Here is a 16,699-nt window from a genome sequence, read left to right as displayed (position 1 = left end):
CGTAGGCCAAAGCCTTGCGGGTGAACAAGGGTTACCAGGCTTTTCCGATCTCGCTCAAGCGCACCTCGGTGACGCAGATCAGATTGCGCATTTTTTGTGCAATCAGCTCGGCGCGGTGCCAGCTCAGGCCGCTGATGCCGATCTCGATGTTGAGCAGGTCATCGTGTTGCTCGACGTTGACCCGATGCGGCACCAGGAACTGCAAGGCAAACAGGTTGAGCACCCGGCACAGGCTGTCGGGCTCGGCTTCTACCTGCAGTTGATAGCGGACATCGCTATGGGCGTTGTTGGCTGCCCAGACATCGTTGCGCAAGGGCATGAGAGGGCTGTCGAGCCGTTGAAGTGCGCTCATGGGTTTCTCCGAAGAAAGTGGAGAAATTTTTACATGCAGGCCGGGGTATTTCTTCTCTATGATCGTTTGGAAATCGCCATGAATTGAATAGATTAATTTGCAGTTGTTCGTTTTGGAGAAATATTCATGCACAGCGAACTGGACGCCTATGACCGGCGGATCCTGGCCTTGTTGCAGGACGATGCCTCGCTTTCCAGCGCGCAGATTGCCGAGCGCGTGGGCCTGTCGCAATCGCCTTGCTGGCGGCGCATACAGCGCTTGAAAGAAGAGGGGGTGATTCGCGCCCAGGTGACCCTGCTCGACCGCAAGAAGATTGGCCTGAACACGCAGATTTTCGCCGAGGTCAAACTCAATGCCCACGGACGCTCCAACTTCACCGAGTTCACCGAGGCGATCCGCGGTTTTCCGGAAGTACTGGAATGCTATGTGTTGATGGGCGCAGTGGACTTTCTGTTGCGCATTGTCACCCCGGACATCGAAGCCTACGAACGTTTCTTCTTCGAAAAGCTGTCGATGGTGCCGGGGATCCAGGAGGTCAACTCGACCGTGGCCTTGTCTGAAATCAAGTCCACGACGAGTCTGCCGGTGCTGCCCTGAGCCTTACTTGCGCAGCAGGTGCTTCCAGCCGCGGCTCTGGAACACGGCCATGGCCTGTTGAGCACGGGCTTCAAGGACCTCGGTACGTACGTCGGCTTCTACTTCGTCGCTGATTGGCAGGTTGGCAAGTTCCTGCAGCTTGTTCAGCTCGCCGAACAGACGGTCCAGGTCGGGGCTCTCCAGCACCTGACGGGCATGGTGCAGCCAGGCCAGCAGGCGCTCGATGCGCGGCAGCTGTTCGGCCAGGTCTTCGGGCTGGCGATGATACAGTGGCAGGTTCAAGGCCTTGGCTTCGTCGGCCAGCAGCACGTTCAGCCAGTTGGCCAGTTGTGCGGCACCCTGGCGGTCGCCACGCTTGTTGCGCTCGACGGTCCAGCCACGGGCCAGCAGCCAGCGCGACGCTTCCAGGGAGAACTGACCCCAGCGAGTGTCCAGCAGCTCTTCGGCGAACTGTTCAGGTGCGGCACGGCGAACGTCTTCGTCGTCGTTACCGGCCAATACCAATGGGCGCCAATCTTCGAGCAGGGCGTCGAGGCTGCTGCGCAGGGTAGCGGTAGTCGGGCGCGGTGCGGCCTGGCCCAGGCTGCTGAGCAGGGCACGCAGCTCTGCCAGGGCCTGAACCCAATCCTGCAGCAGGCGCCAGTGGCCGGTGAAATGGTACTGTTCGGCCAAGCGCTGGCTGGCGCCAAGCAGTTGCAGGGCCAGGGCGGCGAAAGCCTCGTCCAGTGGCATCTCGGCGCTCAGTTGAGCGGCCGGCAGGCTCAATGCATAGCTGGCCGGGTCGAGCAGGCGGTAGCCGCGCTCGGCCTTGCTGATATCGCAGGGGAACAGCGGCAGGCTGGCAGACAGCTCGGCGGCCAGTTCCAGCAGCGCTTCAGGGGCGCCTTCACGCAGTTCCAGCTCCAGCTCGCAGATGGCTTCCTTCTGCTTGCCCGCGACAACCGTGCCCAGGTCCAGCGCGGCCTCGATCACCACCTTGGCTTTGCCACGACCCCAGGCGATTTCTGCGTATTCGCGGGTGAAATCGGTGGTGAACAGGGCTTTGATGGTCTTTTTGTCGACCTCGGCGAGTTCGGCCGGCCAGCAGGTGTCGTCGAGCTTTTTCAGGTCGAGTTTGGCCTTGGGCAGCTGCCATTCGTGCTCGTTACGCTGGGACAGGCCGGCAACGCTCTGGCCGCGGGTCTTGAGGGTCTGGATAACCACGTCACCATCACGACGCAGGCGCAGGGCGACCTTGGCCGCGGCCAGGTCGCGCTCCGGGGTGTCGAAGTACTGGTTAAGCAGTTCGCGGCTCTGCCACCCGGACTTGTTGCGCTTGTTCAGCAATGGGTGTTCACGCAGGGCGGCGAGGGTCTCGCGGCTGACCCGCAGTTTGATTTCGGTTTCTTTATGCATTGCTGGGTAATCCAGGCTCGAATGACAGGGAGCGTCTTGGGGGTGCAGTGTACAGGAGTCGGCTCGCGGCGGTTTATTCCCGGTGCCGGATGGCCCTATGATGAGCTTCGCCCAAGGAGAAAGCGCATGCCGTTGCCATCGCTCAAAGAGCAGTTCGCCGCCCTGATCGCCGCGCCATCGGTCAGCTGTACCCAGCCGTCGCTGGATCAGTCCAACCGCGCGGTGATCGACCTGCTGGCCGGCTGGCTGGGGGACCTGGGTTTTGCCTGCGATATCCAGCAGGTCACTCCGGGCAAGTTCAACCTGCTGGCCAGCTACGGCAGCGGCCCGGGCGGGCTGGTGCTGGCCGGGCATAGCGACACGGTGCCGTACGACCCCCAACTGTGGCAGACCGATCCGCTCAAGCTGACCGAGATCGACGGGCGCTGGGTGGGCCTGGGCAGTTGCGACATGAAGGGTTTTTTTGCCCTGGTCATTGAAGCCGTGCAGCCGTTGCTTGAGCATGACTTCAAGCAACCCCTGCTGATTCTCGCCACCTGTGACGAGGAAAGCTCGATGTCCGGCGCCCGCGCCCTGGCCGAGGCCGGCAGGCCCCTGGGCCGCGCAGCGGTGATCGGTGAGCCGACCGGGCTCAAGCCGATCCGCCTGCACAAAGGGGTGATGATGGAGCGCATCGACATCCTTGGGCGCAGTGGCCATTCGTCCGACCCGAGCCTGGGCCATAGCGCTCTGGAAGCCATGCACCAGGTCATGGGCGAGCTGATGGGCCTGCGCCGGCAATGGCAGCAGGAATACAACAATGCCCAGTTCAGTGTGCCGCAGCCGACGATGAACTTCGGTTGCATCCATGGCGGCGACAATCCCAACCGCATTTGCGGCCAATGCGCCCTGGAGTTCGACCTGCGCCCGCTGCCGGGCATGGACCCGGAGGTGCTGCGCAGTGCCATTCGTCACAAACTGGCGCCGCTGGCTGAGCAACATCAGGTGCGTATCGACTACGCACCCTTGTTCCCCGAGGTGCCGCCGTTCGAGCAAGCCGCCGATGCGGAACTGGTACGGGTAGCCGAACGTCTTACCGGTCATCGCGCCGAAGCGGTAGCCTTTGGCACCGAAGCGCCTTATCTTCAGCGCCTGGGTTGCGAGACCCTGGTGCTTGGCCCCGGCGACATCGCCTGTGCCCACCAGCCGGGCGAGTACCTTGAAATGTCACGCTTGCAGCCTACTGTGCGTCTATTGCGTGAGTTGATCGAACATTATTGCCTCAGCCCGGTAATTGCCCCCTGAGCTGAACCGTTTTGCAGAGGAGATTGCGCGTGACGCCAAGCCTGTTCCGACGATAACCCTTCGAGCGCTGTGTGCTTTCCCGTTCTTGTCCCTATTTTTTACAGGCTCTCCGGTTATGCCCGAATACGTCAATTGGCTGCGTCACGCTTCGCCCTACATCAACGCCCACCGCGATTGCACCTTCGTGGTCATGCTGCCCGGCGATGGGGTTGAACATCCCAACTTCGGCAATATCGTCCACGACCTGGTGCTGCTGCACAGCCTTGGCGTGCGCCTGGTGCTGGTCCATGGTTCGCGCCCACAGATCGAAAGTCGCCTGGCTTATCGCGGCCTGACCCCGCACTACCACCGGGGCATGCGTATCACCGATGCCGCCACCCTGGAATGCGTGATCGACGCCGTCGGGCACCTGCGCATCGCTATCGAGGCGCGCCTGTCGATGGACATGGCCGCCTCGCCAATGCAGGGCTCGCGCCTGCGCGTGGCGGCGGGCAACCTGGTCACCGCACGGCCGATCGGCGTGGTTGAAGGCGTCGACTACCACCACACCGGCGAGGTGCGCCGGGTCGACCGCAAAGGCATCAATCGCCTGCTCGATGAGCGCTCCATCGTCTTGCTGTCGCCGCTGGGCTATTCACCGACCGGCGAGATTTTCAACCTGGCCTGTGAAGACGTCGCCACCCGCGCCGCGATCGAGCTCAATGCTGACAAGCTGCTGCTGTTCGGCGCCGAGCGCGGCCTGCTCGATGAGCAGGGCCGCCTGGTGCGCGAGCTGCGTCCGCAACAGGTACCCGCGCATTTGCAGCGCCTGGGTAGCGACTATCAGGGTGAGCTGCTCGATGCTGCCGCCGAAGCCTGCCGTGGTGGTGTGGCGCGCAGCCATATCGTCAGTTATGCCGAAGACGGTGCCTTGCTCACCGAGCTGTTCACCCGTGATGGTGGCGGTACCCTGGTGGCCCAGGAGCAGTTCGAGAAGGTGCGCGAGGCGGCGATCGAGGACGTCGGTGGCTTGCTGGACCTGATCAGCCCGCTGGAGGAACAAGGCATCCTGGTGCGTCGTTCGCGCGAGGTGCTGGAGCGTGAGATCGAACAGTTCAGCGTGGTCGAGCGCGAAGGCATGATCATCGCCTGTGCGGCGCTGTATCCGATTGCCGATTCCGAGTCTGGCGAGTTGGCATGCCTGGCGGTAAACCCGGAATATCGCCATGGTGGCCGTGGCGATGAACTGCTCGAACGCATCGAGGCGCGGGCGCGGGAGATGGGGCTCAATACCCTGTTCGTGCTGACGACCCGGACAGCGCACTGGTTCCGCGAGCGCGGTTTCGTACCCAGTGGGGTCGAGCGGCTGCCGGCGGCGCGGGCATCGCTGTACAACTATCAGCGCAACTCGAAGATCTTCGAAAAGGCCTTGTAAAGCATCGCGGGGCAAGCGCGCTCCTACAGACAACCGCTGTGGGAGCGGGCTTGCCCCGCGAAAAGAGCATCAAACGGTATGCAGATACCAGTTGTACTCAAGGTCGGAGATGGAGTGTTCGAACTCCTCCAGCTCGCTCTCTTTGCAGGCCACGAAGATATCGATGTATTTCGGGTCGATGTACTTGGCCATGATCTCGCTGTCGTCCAGCTCACGCAGTGCATCACGCAAGTTGTTCGGCAGGCTCTGCTCGTTCTGCTCGTAGGAGTTACCTTCGGTCGGTTCGCCCGGGTCGACCTTATTGGTCAGGCCGTGGTGAACGCCGGCCAGCACAGCGGCCATCAGCAGATACGGGTTGGCGTCGGCACCCGCTACACGGTGCTCGATGCGTACGGCATCCGGAGAACCAGTTGGCACGCGCAGGGCCACGGTACGGTTGTCCAGGCCCCAACTTGGGGAGTTGGGCACGTAGAACTGGGCACCAAAACGGCGGTACGAGTTGACGTTCGGGCAGAGGAACGCCATCGACGCTGGCAGGGTCTCGAGCACACCGCCGATCGCGTGACGCAATGCGGCGTTCTGCTCGGGATCCTCGCTGGTGAAGATGTTCTTGCCATCTTTGTCCAGCACCGAGATATGCACGTGCAGACCATTACCCGCCTGGCCTGGATACGGCTTGGCCATGAAGGTGGTGTCCATTTCATGGTCGTAGGCGATGTTCTTGATCAAACGCTTGAGCAGTACCGCGTAGTCACAGGCCTTGATCGGGTCGGCAACGTGGTGCAGGTTCACTTCGAACTGCGCCGGGGCACTTTCCTTGACGATCGCATCGGCTGGAATGCCTTGCTCTTTGGCGCCCTCGAGGATGTCCTGCAGGCAGTCGACGTACTCGTCGAGGTCATCAATCAGGTAGACCTGGGTCGAGATCGGGCGCTTGCCGGAAATGGGTGAGCGCGGCGGCTGCGGACGGCCGTTCACGTTCTCCTGGTCGATCAGGTAGAACTCCAGCTCAAATGCGGCGCAGATGGTCAGGCCCAGTTCGTCGAACTTGCTCACGACCTGGCGCAGAACCTCTCGCGGGTCGGCGAAGAAGGGCGCGCCTTCGAGCTCGTGCATGGTCATCAGCAGCTGCGCGGTGGGGCGCTTCTGCCAAGGTTCATTGCACAGGGTATCGGGGATCGGATAGCAGATGCGGTCGGCATCGCCGATGTCCAGGCCAAGGCCGGTGCTTTCGACGGTCGAACCGTTGATATCCAGGGCGAAGAGGGAGGCCGGCAGGTTGATGCCTTTCTCGTAAACCTTGTGGAGGCTGGTGCGCTCGATGCGCTTGCCGCGCACCACACCATTCATATCTGCAATCAGAAGGTCAACGTAGAGAACCTCAGGATGTTCCTTAAGGAACGCGTTCGCTTCGTTAAGCTGAACGGCACGCGGGGGTACCGACATGATGCAACACCTTTGTTGTTAAAAATATCAATCAATGTGGGCTTGCAGGTTCAGTCAATCGGAAAGCATTGCTGAAGTCAAGCCAACCCCATGATGCCCTAAAATGGCCCTCAAGCGGCATTTTTGCTGCAATTGAGGGCGCCGACAAGGGCTGCTTTCGTACGGTAACGGCGATCTTGAGCGGGCCGTGTTCTATTTTTTACGGGGGTGTTGTGTAAAAAAATGAACAAGGCTAAGCTCGGTGGCAACCCATAACACCAATAATACCGGGGGTTACATGTCACGCCTGCCGACAACCGGCATCATCGCCCGCCGTTCACTGAACGGTTTGCACGCGTTCCTCGCGGGTGGCTTGCGCCATGCGCCAGCACCTTGCGCCCCGGCTGAAATAATTGACGGCCCGGGCGTCCTGCCTGCTGCCGACGCCTCTTCGAATCACCTCTGCCATCACTATAGCGGGCTCGTCAGCCTTGCGGGAATTGCCCGTTGCGCTCTCCCTGCGCCTGACTTTTGCTTTCGCTTGGTGGGGCATCCAGAATGTCTGGGACGGCCCACTCCGGGTGTCGTCCTGACGTCTGTCCAGACATTTACCTCCTGAGGTATTTATGAGTAGCAACCTCGACCAGCTCACCGATTGGTTGAAAGAACACAAGATCACCGAAGTCGAGTGTCTGATCAGCGACCTCACCGGTATCACCCGTGGCAAGATTTCGCCGACCAACAAGTTCATCGCCGAAAAAGGCATGCGTCTGCCCGAGAGCGTGCTGCTGCAGACCGTGACCGGCGACTATGTCGATGACGACATCTATTATGAGCTGCTCGACCCGGCTGACATCGACATGATCTGCCGCCCCGACGAGAACGCGGTGTTTCTCGTGCCCTGGGCCGTCGAGCCGACCGCCCAGGTGATCCACGACACCTACGACAAGCAGGGCAATCCGGTCGAGCTGTCGCCGCGCAACGTGCTCAAGAAGGTTCTGAAACTCTACGCCGACAAGGGCTGGCAGCCGATCGTGGCGCCTGAGATGGAGTTTTACCTGACCAAGCGCTGCGAAGACCCGGACTTCCCCCTGCAGCCGCCGATCGGCCGCTCCGGGCGCCCGGAAACCGGCCGCCAGTCGTTCTCTATTGAAGCCGCCAACGAATTCGACCCGCTGTTCGAGGACGTCTACGACTGGTGCGAGCTGCAGAACCTGGACCTCGACACGCTGATCCACGAAGACGGCACGGCGCAGATGGAAATCAACTTCCGTCACGGCAATGCCCTGGCGCTGGCCGATCAGATCCTGGTGTTCAAACGCACCATGCGCGAGGCTGCGCTCAAACACAACGTCGCCGCCACCTTCATGGCCAAGCCGATGACCGGCGAGCCGGGCAGTGCCATGCACTTGCACCAGAGCGTCATCGACGTGCATACCGGTAAGAACATCTTCTCTGATGAAGATGGGCGTATGAGCGAACTGTTCCTTAATCACATCGGTGGTCTGCAGAAGTTCATCCCGGTGGTGCTGCCGCTGTTCGCGCCGAACGTCAACTCGTTCCGCCGCTTCCTGCCCGACACTTCGGCGCCGGTGAACGTCGAGTGGGGCGAAGAGAACCGTACCGTCGGCCTGCGTGTACCGGATGCCGGCCCGCAGAACCGCCGGGTCGAGAACCGCTTGCCAGGCGCCGACGCCAACCCGTACCTGGCGATCGCCGCCAGCCTGCTGTGCGGTTTTATCGGCATGGTCGAAGGCCTCAAGCCAAGCGCGCCGGTCCAGGGCCGTGGTTACGAGCGGCGCAACCTGCGCCTGCCGCTGACCATCGAGGACGCCCTGGAGCGCATGGAGAACTGCAAGGCACTGGAACCCTACCTGGGCAAGAAATTCATTGCAGGCTACGTCGCCACCAAACGCGCCGAGCATGAAAACTTCAAACGCGTAATCAGCTCCTGGGAACGTGAGTTCCTGCTGTTTGCGGTCTGACTAACCCGGAGCCGCAGGACCGCGGCCGTCAACAAACGGAGAAGCACATGAGCGTCAACAACCCGCAAACCCGTGAGTGGCAAACCCTTAGCAGTGAGCACCACCTGGCACCTTTCAGTGACTATAAACAGCTGAAAGAGAAGGGGCCGCGGATCATCACCAAAGCCGAGGGCGTGCACCTGTGGGACAGCGAGGGCAACAAGATCCTCGACGGCATGGCGGGCCTGTGGTGCGTGGCGGTCGGTTACGGCCGGGAAGAGCTGGTTAAGGCGGCTGCCGAACAGATGCGCGAGCTGCCGTACTACAACCTGTTCTTCCAGACCGCTCACCCACCGGCACTGGAGCTGGCCAAGGCCGTTTCCGCCGTGGCGCCCAAAGGCATGACCCATGTGTTTTTCACCGGTTCCGGTTCTGAAGGCAACGACACCAACCTGCGTATGGTCCGCCATTACTGGGCGCTCAAGGGCAAGCCGCAGAAGCAGGTGATCATCGGCCGCATCAACGGTTATCACGGGTCCACCGTGGCCGGCGCGGCCCTGGGTGGCATGAAAGGCATGCATGATCAAGCCGGGACGCTGCCAGGCATCGAGCATATCCCGCAGCCGTACTGGTTCGGCGAGGGTGGCGACATGACCCCGGACGCGTTCGGCATCTGGGCCGCCGAGCAGTTGGAAAAGAAAATTCTCGAAGTCGGCGAAGACAAGGTCGCCGCCTTTATCGCCGAGCCGATCCAGGGCGCAGGCGGGGTAATTATTCCGCCAGACAGCTACTGGCCGAAGGTCAAGGAAATCCTCGCCAAGTACGAGATCCTGTTCATTGCCGACGAAGTGATCTGTGGCTTCGGTCGTACCGGTGAGTGGTTCGGTTCCGATTACTATGACCTCAAGCCCGACCTGATGACCATCGCCAAGGGCCTGACTTCCGGTTACATCCCCATGGGCGGTGTAATCGTACGTGACGAAGTGGCCAAGGTGCTCGGCGAAGGCGGCGACTTCAACCACGGCTTCACCTACTCCGGTCACCCGGTGGCGGCGGCGGTGGGCCTGGAAAACCTGCGGATCCTGCGCGACGAGAAGATCATCGAGCGTGTTCACGCAGAAACGGCACCGTATTTGCAAAAGCGTCTGCGTGAGCTGGGTGATCACCCGCTGGTGGGTGAAGTCCGCGGCCTGGGTATGCTCGGCGCCATCGAGCTGGTCAAGGACAAGGCTACCCGTGCCCGTTACGAAGGCCAGGGCGCCGGCATGATCTGCCGCCAGCACTGCTTCGACAACGGTCTGATCATGCGCGCCGTCGGCGACACCATGATCATCGCCCCGCCGCTGGTGATCAGCCACGCAGAGATCGACGAGCTGGTGGAAAAGGCGCGCAAATGCCTGGACTTGACGCTCGAAGCACTGAACTAGCCAGGTGCTAGGCTAGCGTAATGGCATCAATGAGTCTCAAGGTGCCTCTTTGGTTGAAAGAGCGCCTTGTAACTTGCCAGACTAGCGGCTGTTTCAGTCGCTCGGAGCTTGCGCCGAATAAGCCGGCCGCTGAACAGATGGCTAAATAAAAAATTCTGGAGCATTACGCATGAAGAAATTGGGCAAGACGTTGTTGGCTATGTCCCTGATGGGCGCCATGGCCAGTGCTGTTCACGCGGATGACAAAGTGCTGCACGTCTATAACTGGTCCGACTACATCGCACCAGACACCGTAGCCAACTTTGAAAAAGAGACCGGCATCAAGGTCGTCTACGACGTCTTCGACAGCAACGAAACCCTCGAGGCCAAGTTGCTGGCAGGCAAGTCCGGCTACGACGTGGTCGTGCCGTCGAACAACTTCCTGGCCAAGCAGATCAAGGCCGGCGTCTACCAGGAACTGGACCGCTCCAAGCTGCCTAACTGGAAGAACCTTGACCCGGCACTGCTCAAGGCTGTTGGCGATGCCAGCGATCCAGGCAACAAGTTCGCCTTCCCCTACATGTGGGGCTCGATCGGCATTGGTTACAACCCGGAAAAGGTCAAAGCCGCGCTGGGAGTGGACAAAATCGACTCGTGGGACGCGGTGTTCAAACCTGAGAACATCGCCAAGCTCAAAAGCTGCGGCGTGAGCTTCCTCGATGCCCCGACCGAAATGCTCCCGGCGGCGCTGCACTACCTGGGCTTGCCGAGCGACAGCACCAAGAAGGAAGACTTGAAGAAGGCCGAAGACTTGTTCCTGAGCATCCGTCCGTCGGTCACCTACTTCCATTCCTCCAAGTACATCTCGGATCTGGCCAACGGCAACATCTGTGTGGCAGTGGGTTACTCGGGTGACCTGGAGCAGTCCAAGGCCCGTGCTCATGAGGCTGGCGACAAGGTCAAGCTGAACTACATCATTCCGAAGGAAGGTGCGGGTACCTTCTACGACATGGTCGCCATTCCTAAGGACGCCGAGAACGTCGAAGCGGCCTACAAGTTCATGGACTACCTGCTGCAACCCAAAGTGATGGCCGCGATCACCAACGCCGTACGTTTCCCGAACGGTAATAAGGCGGCCACCGAGTTTGTGGACAAGGATATTACTAGCGACCCGAGCATCTATCCATCCGATGAAGTGAAAGCAAAGCTTTACGCCATCAAAGCTCCAGAGAAGGCGGCCCAGCGCGACATCACGCGCAGCTGGACCAAGATCAAGTCGGGCAAGTAAACCTGATTACCTCCCTGGGTGAGGTGTAAATCCTGCCCAGGGAGCAAGAAAGCACAAATTTTTTTTGCGGCACGAGTGCATCGAAGGTAAGTTGCGCGCCGGTTTGCTTATCCGACAGGTATTTCTGTCGTTTGCTACGGGCACATTTGTGAGGACCTCCCACTTGTCTATTTCTGTATTTCGCAAGGCCATGCTGGCTGGAGCGGGTCTGACGCTGGCGATCAGCGTCCAAGCGGCGCCCACGGTGCACATTTATAACTGGTCCGACTACATCGGTCAGACCACCCTCGCGGACTTCGAAAAAGCCACAGGCATCAAGCCGGTGCAGGATGTCTTCGATTCCAACGAAACCCTGGAAGGCAAGCTGCTGGCCGGTCGTACCGGGTATGACGTGGTCGTGCCGTCCAACCATTTCCTCGGCAAGCAGATCAAGGCGGGCGCGTTCCAGAAGCTCGACAAGGCGCTGCTGCCCAACTATGCGAACCTGGACCCGGCGCTGATGAAGCGCCTGGACAAGAACGATCCGGGCAACCAGTACGCCGTCCCCTACCTGTGGGGCACCAATGGCATCGGCTACAACGTCGAGAAGGTCAAGACGGCGCTGGGTACCGACAAGATCGATTCCTGGGCCATGCTGTTCGAGCCGGAAAACATCAAGAAGCTCTCCAAGTGCGGAGTCGCTTTCCTCGACTCGGCCGACGAGATGCTTCCGGCGGTGCTCAACTACATGGGGCGCGACCCCAACAGCACCAACCCCAAGGACTACGCCGACGCCGAGAAGAAACTCCTGGCTGTGCGTCCTTACGTGACCTATTTCCACTCATCCAAATACATTTCGGACCTGGCCAACGGCGACATCTGCGTGGCCGCCGGTTTCTCCGGCGATGTGTTCCAGGCCAAGTCCCGCGCTGAAGAAGCCGGCAAGGGCGTCAAGGTGGCCTATGCGATTCCCAAGGAGGGCGGCAACCTCTGGTTCGACATGCTGGCGATCCCCAAGGACTCCAAGAATGTCAAAGAGGCTCACGCCTTCATCAACTATTTGCTGAAGCCTGAGGTGATTGCCCAGGTCAGTGATTACGTCGGTTATGCCAACCCGAACCCCAAGGCTGGCGATCTGATGGACCAGAGCGTGCGAACCGACGCAGCGGTTTACCCACCGCAAGAAGTGCTGGACAAGTTGTACGTCAACTCCGAGCTACCTCCCAAGGTGCAACGGTTGATGACCCGTAGCTGGACCAAGGTCAAGTCGGGCAAGTAAAAATCCAGGGTCCGTCACGGCAGGGGCGGGCGCAAAAAATCTTGTTGGGAGTTTCACAAATGGCAGTTGCCTCCGGTGCCTATAAGAAAGCCCTCGAGGGCGACCAGCAACCTAAACAGGTGCTGGTCAAAATCGACCGGGTCACGAAAAAGTTCGACGAAACGGTCGCCGTGGACGATGTGTCCCTGGAAATCAAGAAGGGCGAGATCTTCGCCCTGCTAGGTGGCTCGGGTTCGGGTAAATCCACCTTGCTGCGCATGCTCGCCGGTTTCGAGCGCCCAACCGAGGGGCGCATCTTCCTCGATGGTGTGGACATCACCGATATGCCGCCCTACGAGCGGCCGATCAACATGATGTTCCAGTCGTACGCGCTGTTCCCGCACATGACCGTGGCCCAGAATATCGCCTTCGGCCTGCAGCAGGACCGCATGCCCAAGTCCGAGATCGACGCCCGCGTGGCCGAGATGCTCAAACTGGTGCACATGACCCAGTACGCCAAGCGCAAGCCGCACCAGCTCTCCGGTGGTCAGCGTCAGCGTGTGGCCCTGGCCCGTTCGCTGGCCAAGCGGCCCAAACTGCTGCTGCTCGATGAGCCGATGGGCGCGCTGGACAAGAAGCTGCGTTCGCAGATGCAACTGGAGCTGGTGGAGATCATCGAGCGGGTCGGTGTGACCTGCGTGATGGTGACCCACGACCAGGAAGAGGCCATGACCATGGCCCAGCGCATCGCCATCATGCACCTGGGCTGGATCGCCCAGATCGGCAGCCCGATCGACATCTATGAAACCCCGACCAGCCGCCTGGTCTGCGAGTTCATCGGTAACGTCAACCTGTTCGAAGGCGAAGTGGTCGACGATGCCGAAGGCCACGCGGTGATTTCCAGCCCCGAGCTTGAGCGGCGCATCTACGTCGGCCACGGTGTCACCACCTCGGTGGAAGACAAGCGCATCACCTACGCCCTGCGTCCGGAAAAACTGCTGGTGACCACCGAGCAGCCGACTTGCGAGCACAACTGGTCGTGCGGCAAGGTGCACGACATTGCCTATCTGGGCGGCCATTCGGTGTTCTACGTCGAACTGCCTGGCGGCAAGATCGTCCAGTCGTTCGTCGCCAACGCCGAGCGCCAGGGCACCCGGCCGACCTGGGGCGACCAGGTTTATGTCTGGTGGGAGGATGACAGCGGCGTGGTACTGCGCTCATGAACGCGCGCAAGCTCAAGCGAGCGTTCAACCGAATAAAGCCCGAGGGGCGCCATCTGGTGATCGGCGTGCCGTTCATCTGGCTGTTCCTGTTCTTCATGCTGCCGTTCTTCATTGTCCTGAAGATCAGCTTCGCTGAAGCCGACGTGGCGATTCCGCCGTATACCGAGATCTACAGCTACGTCGAAGACAAGCTGCAAGTGGTACTCAACCTGGCCAACTATGGCCTGTTGACCGAGGACGAGCTGTACATCTCGGCATACCTGGGCTCGTTGAAGATGGCCTTCTTCAGCACGCTGCTGTGCCTGCTGATCGGCTATCCGATGGCCTACGCCATTGCCAATGCGCGCAAGGAGTCCCAGACCGTGCTGTTGCTGCTGATCATGATGCCGACCTGGACGGCGATCCTGATCCGTGTGTATGCCTGGATGGGCATCCTCAGCAACAACGGTCTGCTCAATGCCTTCCTGATGTGGCTGGGCCTGATCGATCAGCCCTTGCAGATCCTCAACACCAACCTTGCGGTGTATATCGGCGTGGTCTATTCGTACCTGCCGTTCATGATCCTGCCGCTCTACGCCAACCTGGTGAAGCATGACCAGAGCTTGCTCGAGGCGGCTTCGGACCTGGGTTCGAGCACCTTCAACAGCTTCTGGAAAATCACCGTGCCGCTGTCGAAGAACGGCATCATCGCCGGCTGCATGCTGGTGTTCATTCCGGTGGTGGGTGAGTTCGTCATTCCTGAACTGCTCGGCGGCCCGGAAACCCTGATGATCGGTAAAGTGCTCTGGCAAGAGTTCTTCAACAACCGTGACTGGCCGGTGGCCTCTGCCCTGGCGGTGGTGATGCTGGCGATCCTGATCGTACCGATCCTGCTGTTCAACCGTAGTCAGGCCAAAGAGATGGAGGGCAGGGCATGAAGCGTTTCAGTTTCTCCAAATTGATGTTGGTCCTGGGCCTGCTGTTCATCTACCTGCCCATGCTGATCCTGGTGATCTACTCGTTCAACGCCTCCAAGCTTGTGACGGTGTGGGGCGGCTGGTCGGTGAAGTGGTACGTCGGCCTGCTCGACAACACCCAACTGATGGGCTCGGTGATGCGTTCGCTGGAGATCGCCTGCTACACGGCGATCGCCGCAGTGGCGCTGGGTACCCTGGCCGCCTTCGTGCTGACCCGGGTCACCCGCTTCAAGGGCCGTACCTTGTTCGGTGGCCTGGTCACCGCGCCATTGGTCATGCCCGAGGTGATCACCGGCCTGTCGCTGTTGCTGCTGTTCGTGGCCATGGCGCAGATGATCGGCTGGCCGCAGGAGCGCGGTATCGTCACCATCTGGATCGCCCACACCACCTTCTGCGCAGCCTATGTGGCGGTGGTGGTATCGGCGCGCTTGCGTGAGCTGGACCTGTCGATCGAAGAAGCGGCCATGGACCTCGGTGCACGGCCATGGAAGGTGTTCTTCCTGATCACCATTCCGATGATCGCACCGTCCCTGGCGGCGGGCGGGATGATGTCCTTTGCCTTGTCGCTGGATGACCTGGTGCTGGCCAGCTTCGTTTCCGGTCCGGGCTCGACCACGCTGCCGATGGAAGTCTTCTCTGCCGTGCGTCTGGGTGTGAAGCCGGAAATCAACGCGGTGGCCAGTTTGATCCTGCTCAGCGTGTCGCTGGTGACCTTCATGGTCTGGTACTTCAGCCGTCAGGCCGAAGAGCGTCGTCGCCGGGCGATTCAGCAGGCGATCGAAGAAAGCGCTGCCGACTCCTGGAAACAACCGGACGTGCGTCGCGCGCCGACGCCGGTTTCGGCGTGATCTGAAACACCTCGCGGGGCAAGCCCGCTCCTACACAGGAGCGGGCTTCACTCCGGCCAGTGCCAGGCCGGCTCGTCCAGCATCCCCTGACCGGCAATGCGGGTTTGTCCCAGCAACTTCTCCAGCACGATCGAATTGCAGGTCGCATCCTGCTCCAGCGCCGCCACCAAGCGTCGTGCATGTGACACCACCCATACCTGACACTGCTCCGACGCGCGGATGATCAAGCGTGCCAGCGCTGGCAACAAGTCCGGGTGCAAGCTGGTTTCTGGCTCGTTCAGCACCATCATGGTCGGCGGCCGTGGGGTCAGCAGCGCGGCGACCAGCAGCAGGTAGCGCAAGGTGCCGTCCGAAAGCTCGGCAGCACTGAGCGGGCGCAACAAACCCTCTTGATAGAACAAAACGCCGAACGCCCCACCGGGCACTGCATCGATTTCCAGGCGTGCGCCGGGGAAGGCATCAGCGATGGTCGCCTGCAAGGCGTCCGGGGCGCCAATCTCGATAATCGTCTGTAGCGCTGCGGCCAGGTCGCGGCCGTCGTGGTGCAGCACCGGCGTGCGCGTACCCAGTTGCCGACGACGGGCCGGAGCGTCGCGGTCAGTGCGAAAGTGATCGTAGAAGCGCCAGCCGCGAATGCGCTCGCGCAGCAGCAACACTTCAGGCGAGGAGCGCAGGTTGCCAACCTGGTCGAACAGGCTGTCGAAGTTTGGCGTGTGCTGCGCCTGCACCTCCCATTGCCGTCCTTCGCGAACCTTGACCATCGGCCCCTGGCGATCCACCAGCAGGCTGGCCGGGCGGTACAGCGGTCCTGCCCAGATGCTTTCGCGCTTGATCTGCGGGTCGAGGGCGAACTGTGATTCGCTTGGCTCCGGCAAGCCCAGGCCGATGGCGTAACCGAACTCCTCGTCAGTAAAGCCCAGGCGCAAGCGCCGTGCATGCTGGCGTGGGCCGCCCTGGATGGCGACTTCGCCGTTGCTCATGCGCCGGCTGATCTGCTCGGGGCCGGCCCAGAACGTTGAGTCCAGCCCGCCCTCCGCCGCCAGCGCATTGACCACGCCGCCTTGCGCGGTTTCGGCGAGCAGGCGCAAGGCCTTGTACAGGTTGGACTTGCCACTGCCGTTGGGCCCGGTGATGACATTCAAGCGTGCCAGCGGCAGCACCAGATGATTGATCGAGCGGTAGTTGGTGACAGCCAGGGTGGTCAGCATGGCAGCGTCCATTCAGGCAAAGAGGGCAGTATCGCCGAATCGGCGCAATAGACGAATTGTGTATGCCGACAAGCGATCAAGGAAACCCTGATCTACGCTAAC

At 60.9% G+C, this 16,699-nt stretch carries 14 protein-coding genes; 10 read left to right on the top strand and 4 right to left on the bottom strand.

Annotated features, from left to right (window positions below):
• Positions 1 to 31 precede the first annotated feature (31 nt).
• The gene (locus tag EXN22_RS00350) at positions 32 to 352 is read right to left on the bottom strand and encodes a hypothetical protein (protein WP_130261939.1); all 321 of its coding nucleotides are present in this window, start codon (positions 350 to 352) and stop codon (positions 32 to 34) included.
• A gap of 126 nt (positions 353 to 478) precedes the next feature.
• Here EXN22_RS00350 and EXN22_RS00345 point away from each other — a divergent pair, with 126 nt between their 5' ends.
• A complete protein-coding gene (locus tag EXN22_RS00345) occupies positions 479 to 949 on the top strand; it encodes an Lrp/AsnC family transcriptional regulator (RefSeq protein WP_010221186.1) in 471 nt (156 codons plus the stop codon).
• 3 nt (positions 950 to 952) lie between these two features.
• Here EXN22_RS00345 and EXN22_RS00340 read toward each other — a convergent pair whose 3' ends face one another.
• Positions 953 to 2,344, bottom strand: coding sequence for a CYTH domain-containing protein (locus tag EXN22_RS00340; protein WP_130261938.1), 1,392 nt, complete (start codon positions 2,342 to 2,344; stop codon positions 953 to 955).
• 126 nt (positions 2,345 to 2,470) lie between these two features.
• Between EXN22_RS00340 and argE the strand changes: the two genes are divergently transcribed.
• Together argE and argA are read left to right on the top strand one after the other, a co-directional pair.
• Positions 2,471 to 3,628, top strand: coding sequence for an acetylornithine deacetylase (gene argE / locus EXN22_RS00335; protein WP_130261937.1), 1,158 nt, complete (start codon positions 2,471 to 2,473; stop codon positions 3,626 to 3,628).
• Positions 3,629 to 3,743: 115 nt separating this feature from the next.
• Positions 3,744 to 5,042, top strand: coding sequence for an amino-acid N-acetyltransferase (gene argA / locus EXN22_RS00330; RefSeq protein WP_130261936.1), 1,299 nt, complete (start codon positions 3,744 to 3,746; stop codon positions 5,040 to 5,042).
• Between the two features lie 69 nt (positions 5,043 to 5,111).
• On the opposite strand, the gene EXN22_RS00325 is transcribed toward argA, so the two are convergent.
• On the bottom strand, positions 5,112 to 6,488 hold the full coding sequence (locus EXN22_RS00325; protein WP_130261935.1) for a glutamine synthetase family protein: 1,377 nt from the start codon (positions 6,486 to 6,488) through the stop codon (positions 5,112 to 5,114).
• Between the two features lie 605 nt (positions 6,489 to 7,093).
• Here EXN22_RS00325 and EXN22_RS00320 point away from each other — a divergent pair.
• The 7 genes from EXN22_RS00320 (at position 7,094) to EXN22_RS00290 (ending at position 15,389) form a co-directional block, all read left to right on the top strand.
• On the top strand, positions 7,094 to 8,452 hold the full coding sequence (locus EXN22_RS00320) for a glutamine synthetase family protein (protein ID WP_130261934.1): 1,359 nt from the start codon (positions 7,094 to 7,096) through the stop codon (positions 8,450 to 8,452).
• A 47-nt stretch (positions 8,453 to 8,499) separates the two neighbouring features.
• Entirely contained in the window at positions 8,500 to 9,858 is a 1,359-nt protein-coding gene (locus EXN22_RS00315) for an aspartate aminotransferase family protein (RefSeq protein ID WP_130261933.1), read from the top strand.
• 169 nt (positions 9,859 to 10,027) lie between these two features.
• Positions 10,028 to 11,125 (top strand): polyamine ABC transporter substrate-binding protein, encoded by a 1,098-nt coding sequence (locus EXN22_RS00310; protein WP_130261932.1) that lies wholly within the window; start codon positions 10,028 to 10,030, stop codon positions 11,123 to 11,125.
• A gap of 163 nt (positions 11,126 to 11,288) precedes the next feature.
• Positions 11,289 to 12,383, top strand: a complete 1,095-nt coding sequence (locus EXN22_RS00305; RefSeq protein ID WP_130261931.1) for a polyamine ABC transporter substrate-binding protein — start codon at positions 11,289 to 11,291, stop codon at positions 12,381 to 12,383.
• 59 nt (positions 12,384 to 12,442) lie between these two features.
• Positions 12,443 to 13,585 carry a polyamine ABC transporter ATP-binding protein gene (potA, locus tag EXN22_RS00300; RefSeq protein ID WP_130261930.1) on the top strand — a complete coding sequence of 381 codons (1,143 nt, stop codon included), beginning with the start codon at positions 12,443 to 12,445 and terminating at the stop codon, positions 13,583 to 13,585.
• A complete protein-coding gene (locus EXN22_RS00295; protein ID WP_130261929.1) occupies positions 13,582 to 14,502 on the top strand; it encodes an ABC transporter permease subunit in 921 nt (306 codons plus the stop codon). The genes potA and EXN22_RS00295 overlap by 4 nt, the downstream gene beginning before the upstream one ends.
• The gene (locus EXN22_RS00290) at positions 14,499 to 15,389 is read left to right on the top strand and encodes an ABC transporter permease subunit (protein WP_130261928.1); all 891 of its coding nucleotides are present in this window, start codon (positions 14,499 to 14,501) and stop codon (positions 15,387 to 15,389) included. Before EXN22_RS00295 ends, EXN22_RS00290 begins: the two co-directional genes overlap by 4 nt.
• A gap of 47 nt (positions 15,390 to 15,436) precedes the next feature.
• Here EXN22_RS00290 and EXN22_RS00285 read toward each other — a convergent pair whose 3' ends face one another.
• Positions 15,437 to 16,597 (bottom strand): AAA family ATPase, encoded by a 1,161-nt coding sequence (locus tag EXN22_RS00285; protein WP_130261927.1) that lies wholly within the window; start codon positions 16,595 to 16,597, stop codon positions 15,437 to 15,439.
• Positions 16,598 to 16,699: the final 102 nt, after the last annotated feature.

Origin of the sequence: Pseudomonas tructae (assembly GCF_004214895.1) — a bacterium.
Lineage (GTDB): Bacteria > Pseudomonadota > Gammaproteobacteria > Pseudomonadales > Pseudomonadaceae > Aquipseudomonas > Aquipseudomonas tructae.
This window is presented reverse-complemented; position numbering and strand designations above follow the sequence as displayed.

Excerpts from the sequence above, each read along its gene's own strand:
- EXN22_RS00350 (WP_130261939.1), bottom strand. The coding sequence starts at position 352 with ATGAGCGCACTTCAACGGCTCGACAGCCCTCTCATGCCCTTGCGCAAC.
- EXN22_RS00345 (WP_010221186.1), top strand. The coding sequence starts at position 479 with ATGCACAGCGAACTGGACGCCTATGACCGGCGGATCCTGGCCTTGTTG.
- EXN22_RS00340 (WP_130261938.1), bottom strand. The coding sequence starts at position 2,344 with ATGCATAAAGAAACCGAAATCAAACTGCGGGTCAGCCGCGAGACCCTC.
- argE (WP_130261937.1), top strand. The coding sequence starts at position 2,471 with ATGCCGTTGCCATCGCTCAAAGAGCAGTTCGCCGCCCTGATCGCCGCG.
- argA (WP_130261936.1), top strand. The coding sequence starts at position 3,744 with ATGCCCGAATACGTCAATTGGCTGCGTCACGCTTCGCCCTACATCAAC.
- EXN22_RS00325 (WP_130261935.1), bottom strand. The coding sequence starts at position 6,488 with ATGTCGGTACCCCCGCGTGCCGTTCAGCTTAACGAAGCGAACGCGTTC.
- EXN22_RS00320 (WP_130261934.1), top strand. The coding sequence starts at position 7,094 with ATGAGTAGCAACCTCGACCAGCTCACCGATTGGTTGAAAGAACACAAG.
- EXN22_RS00315 (WP_130261933.1), top strand. The coding sequence starts at position 8,500 with ATGAGCGTCAACAACCCGCAAACCCGTGAGTGGCAAACCCTTAGCAGT.
- EXN22_RS00310 (WP_130261932.1), top strand. The coding sequence starts at position 10,028 with ATGAAGAAATTGGGCAAGACGTTGTTGGCTATGTCCCTGATGGGCGCC.
- potA (WP_130261930.1), top strand. The coding sequence starts at position 12,443 with ATGGCAGTTGCCTCCGGTGCCTATAAGAAAGCCCTCGAGGGCGACCAG.
- EXN22_RS00295 (WP_130261929.1), top strand. The coding sequence starts at position 13,582 with ATGAACGCGCGCAAGCTCAAGCGAGCGTTCAACCGAATAAAGCCCGAG.
- EXN22_RS00290 (WP_130261928.1), top strand. The coding sequence starts at position 14,499 with ATGAAGCGTTTCAGTTTCTCCAAATTGATGTTGGTCCTGGGCCTGCTG.
- EXN22_RS00285 (WP_130261927.1), bottom strand. The coding sequence starts at position 16,597 with ATGCTGACCACCCTGGCTGTCACCAACTACCGCTCGATCAATCATCTG.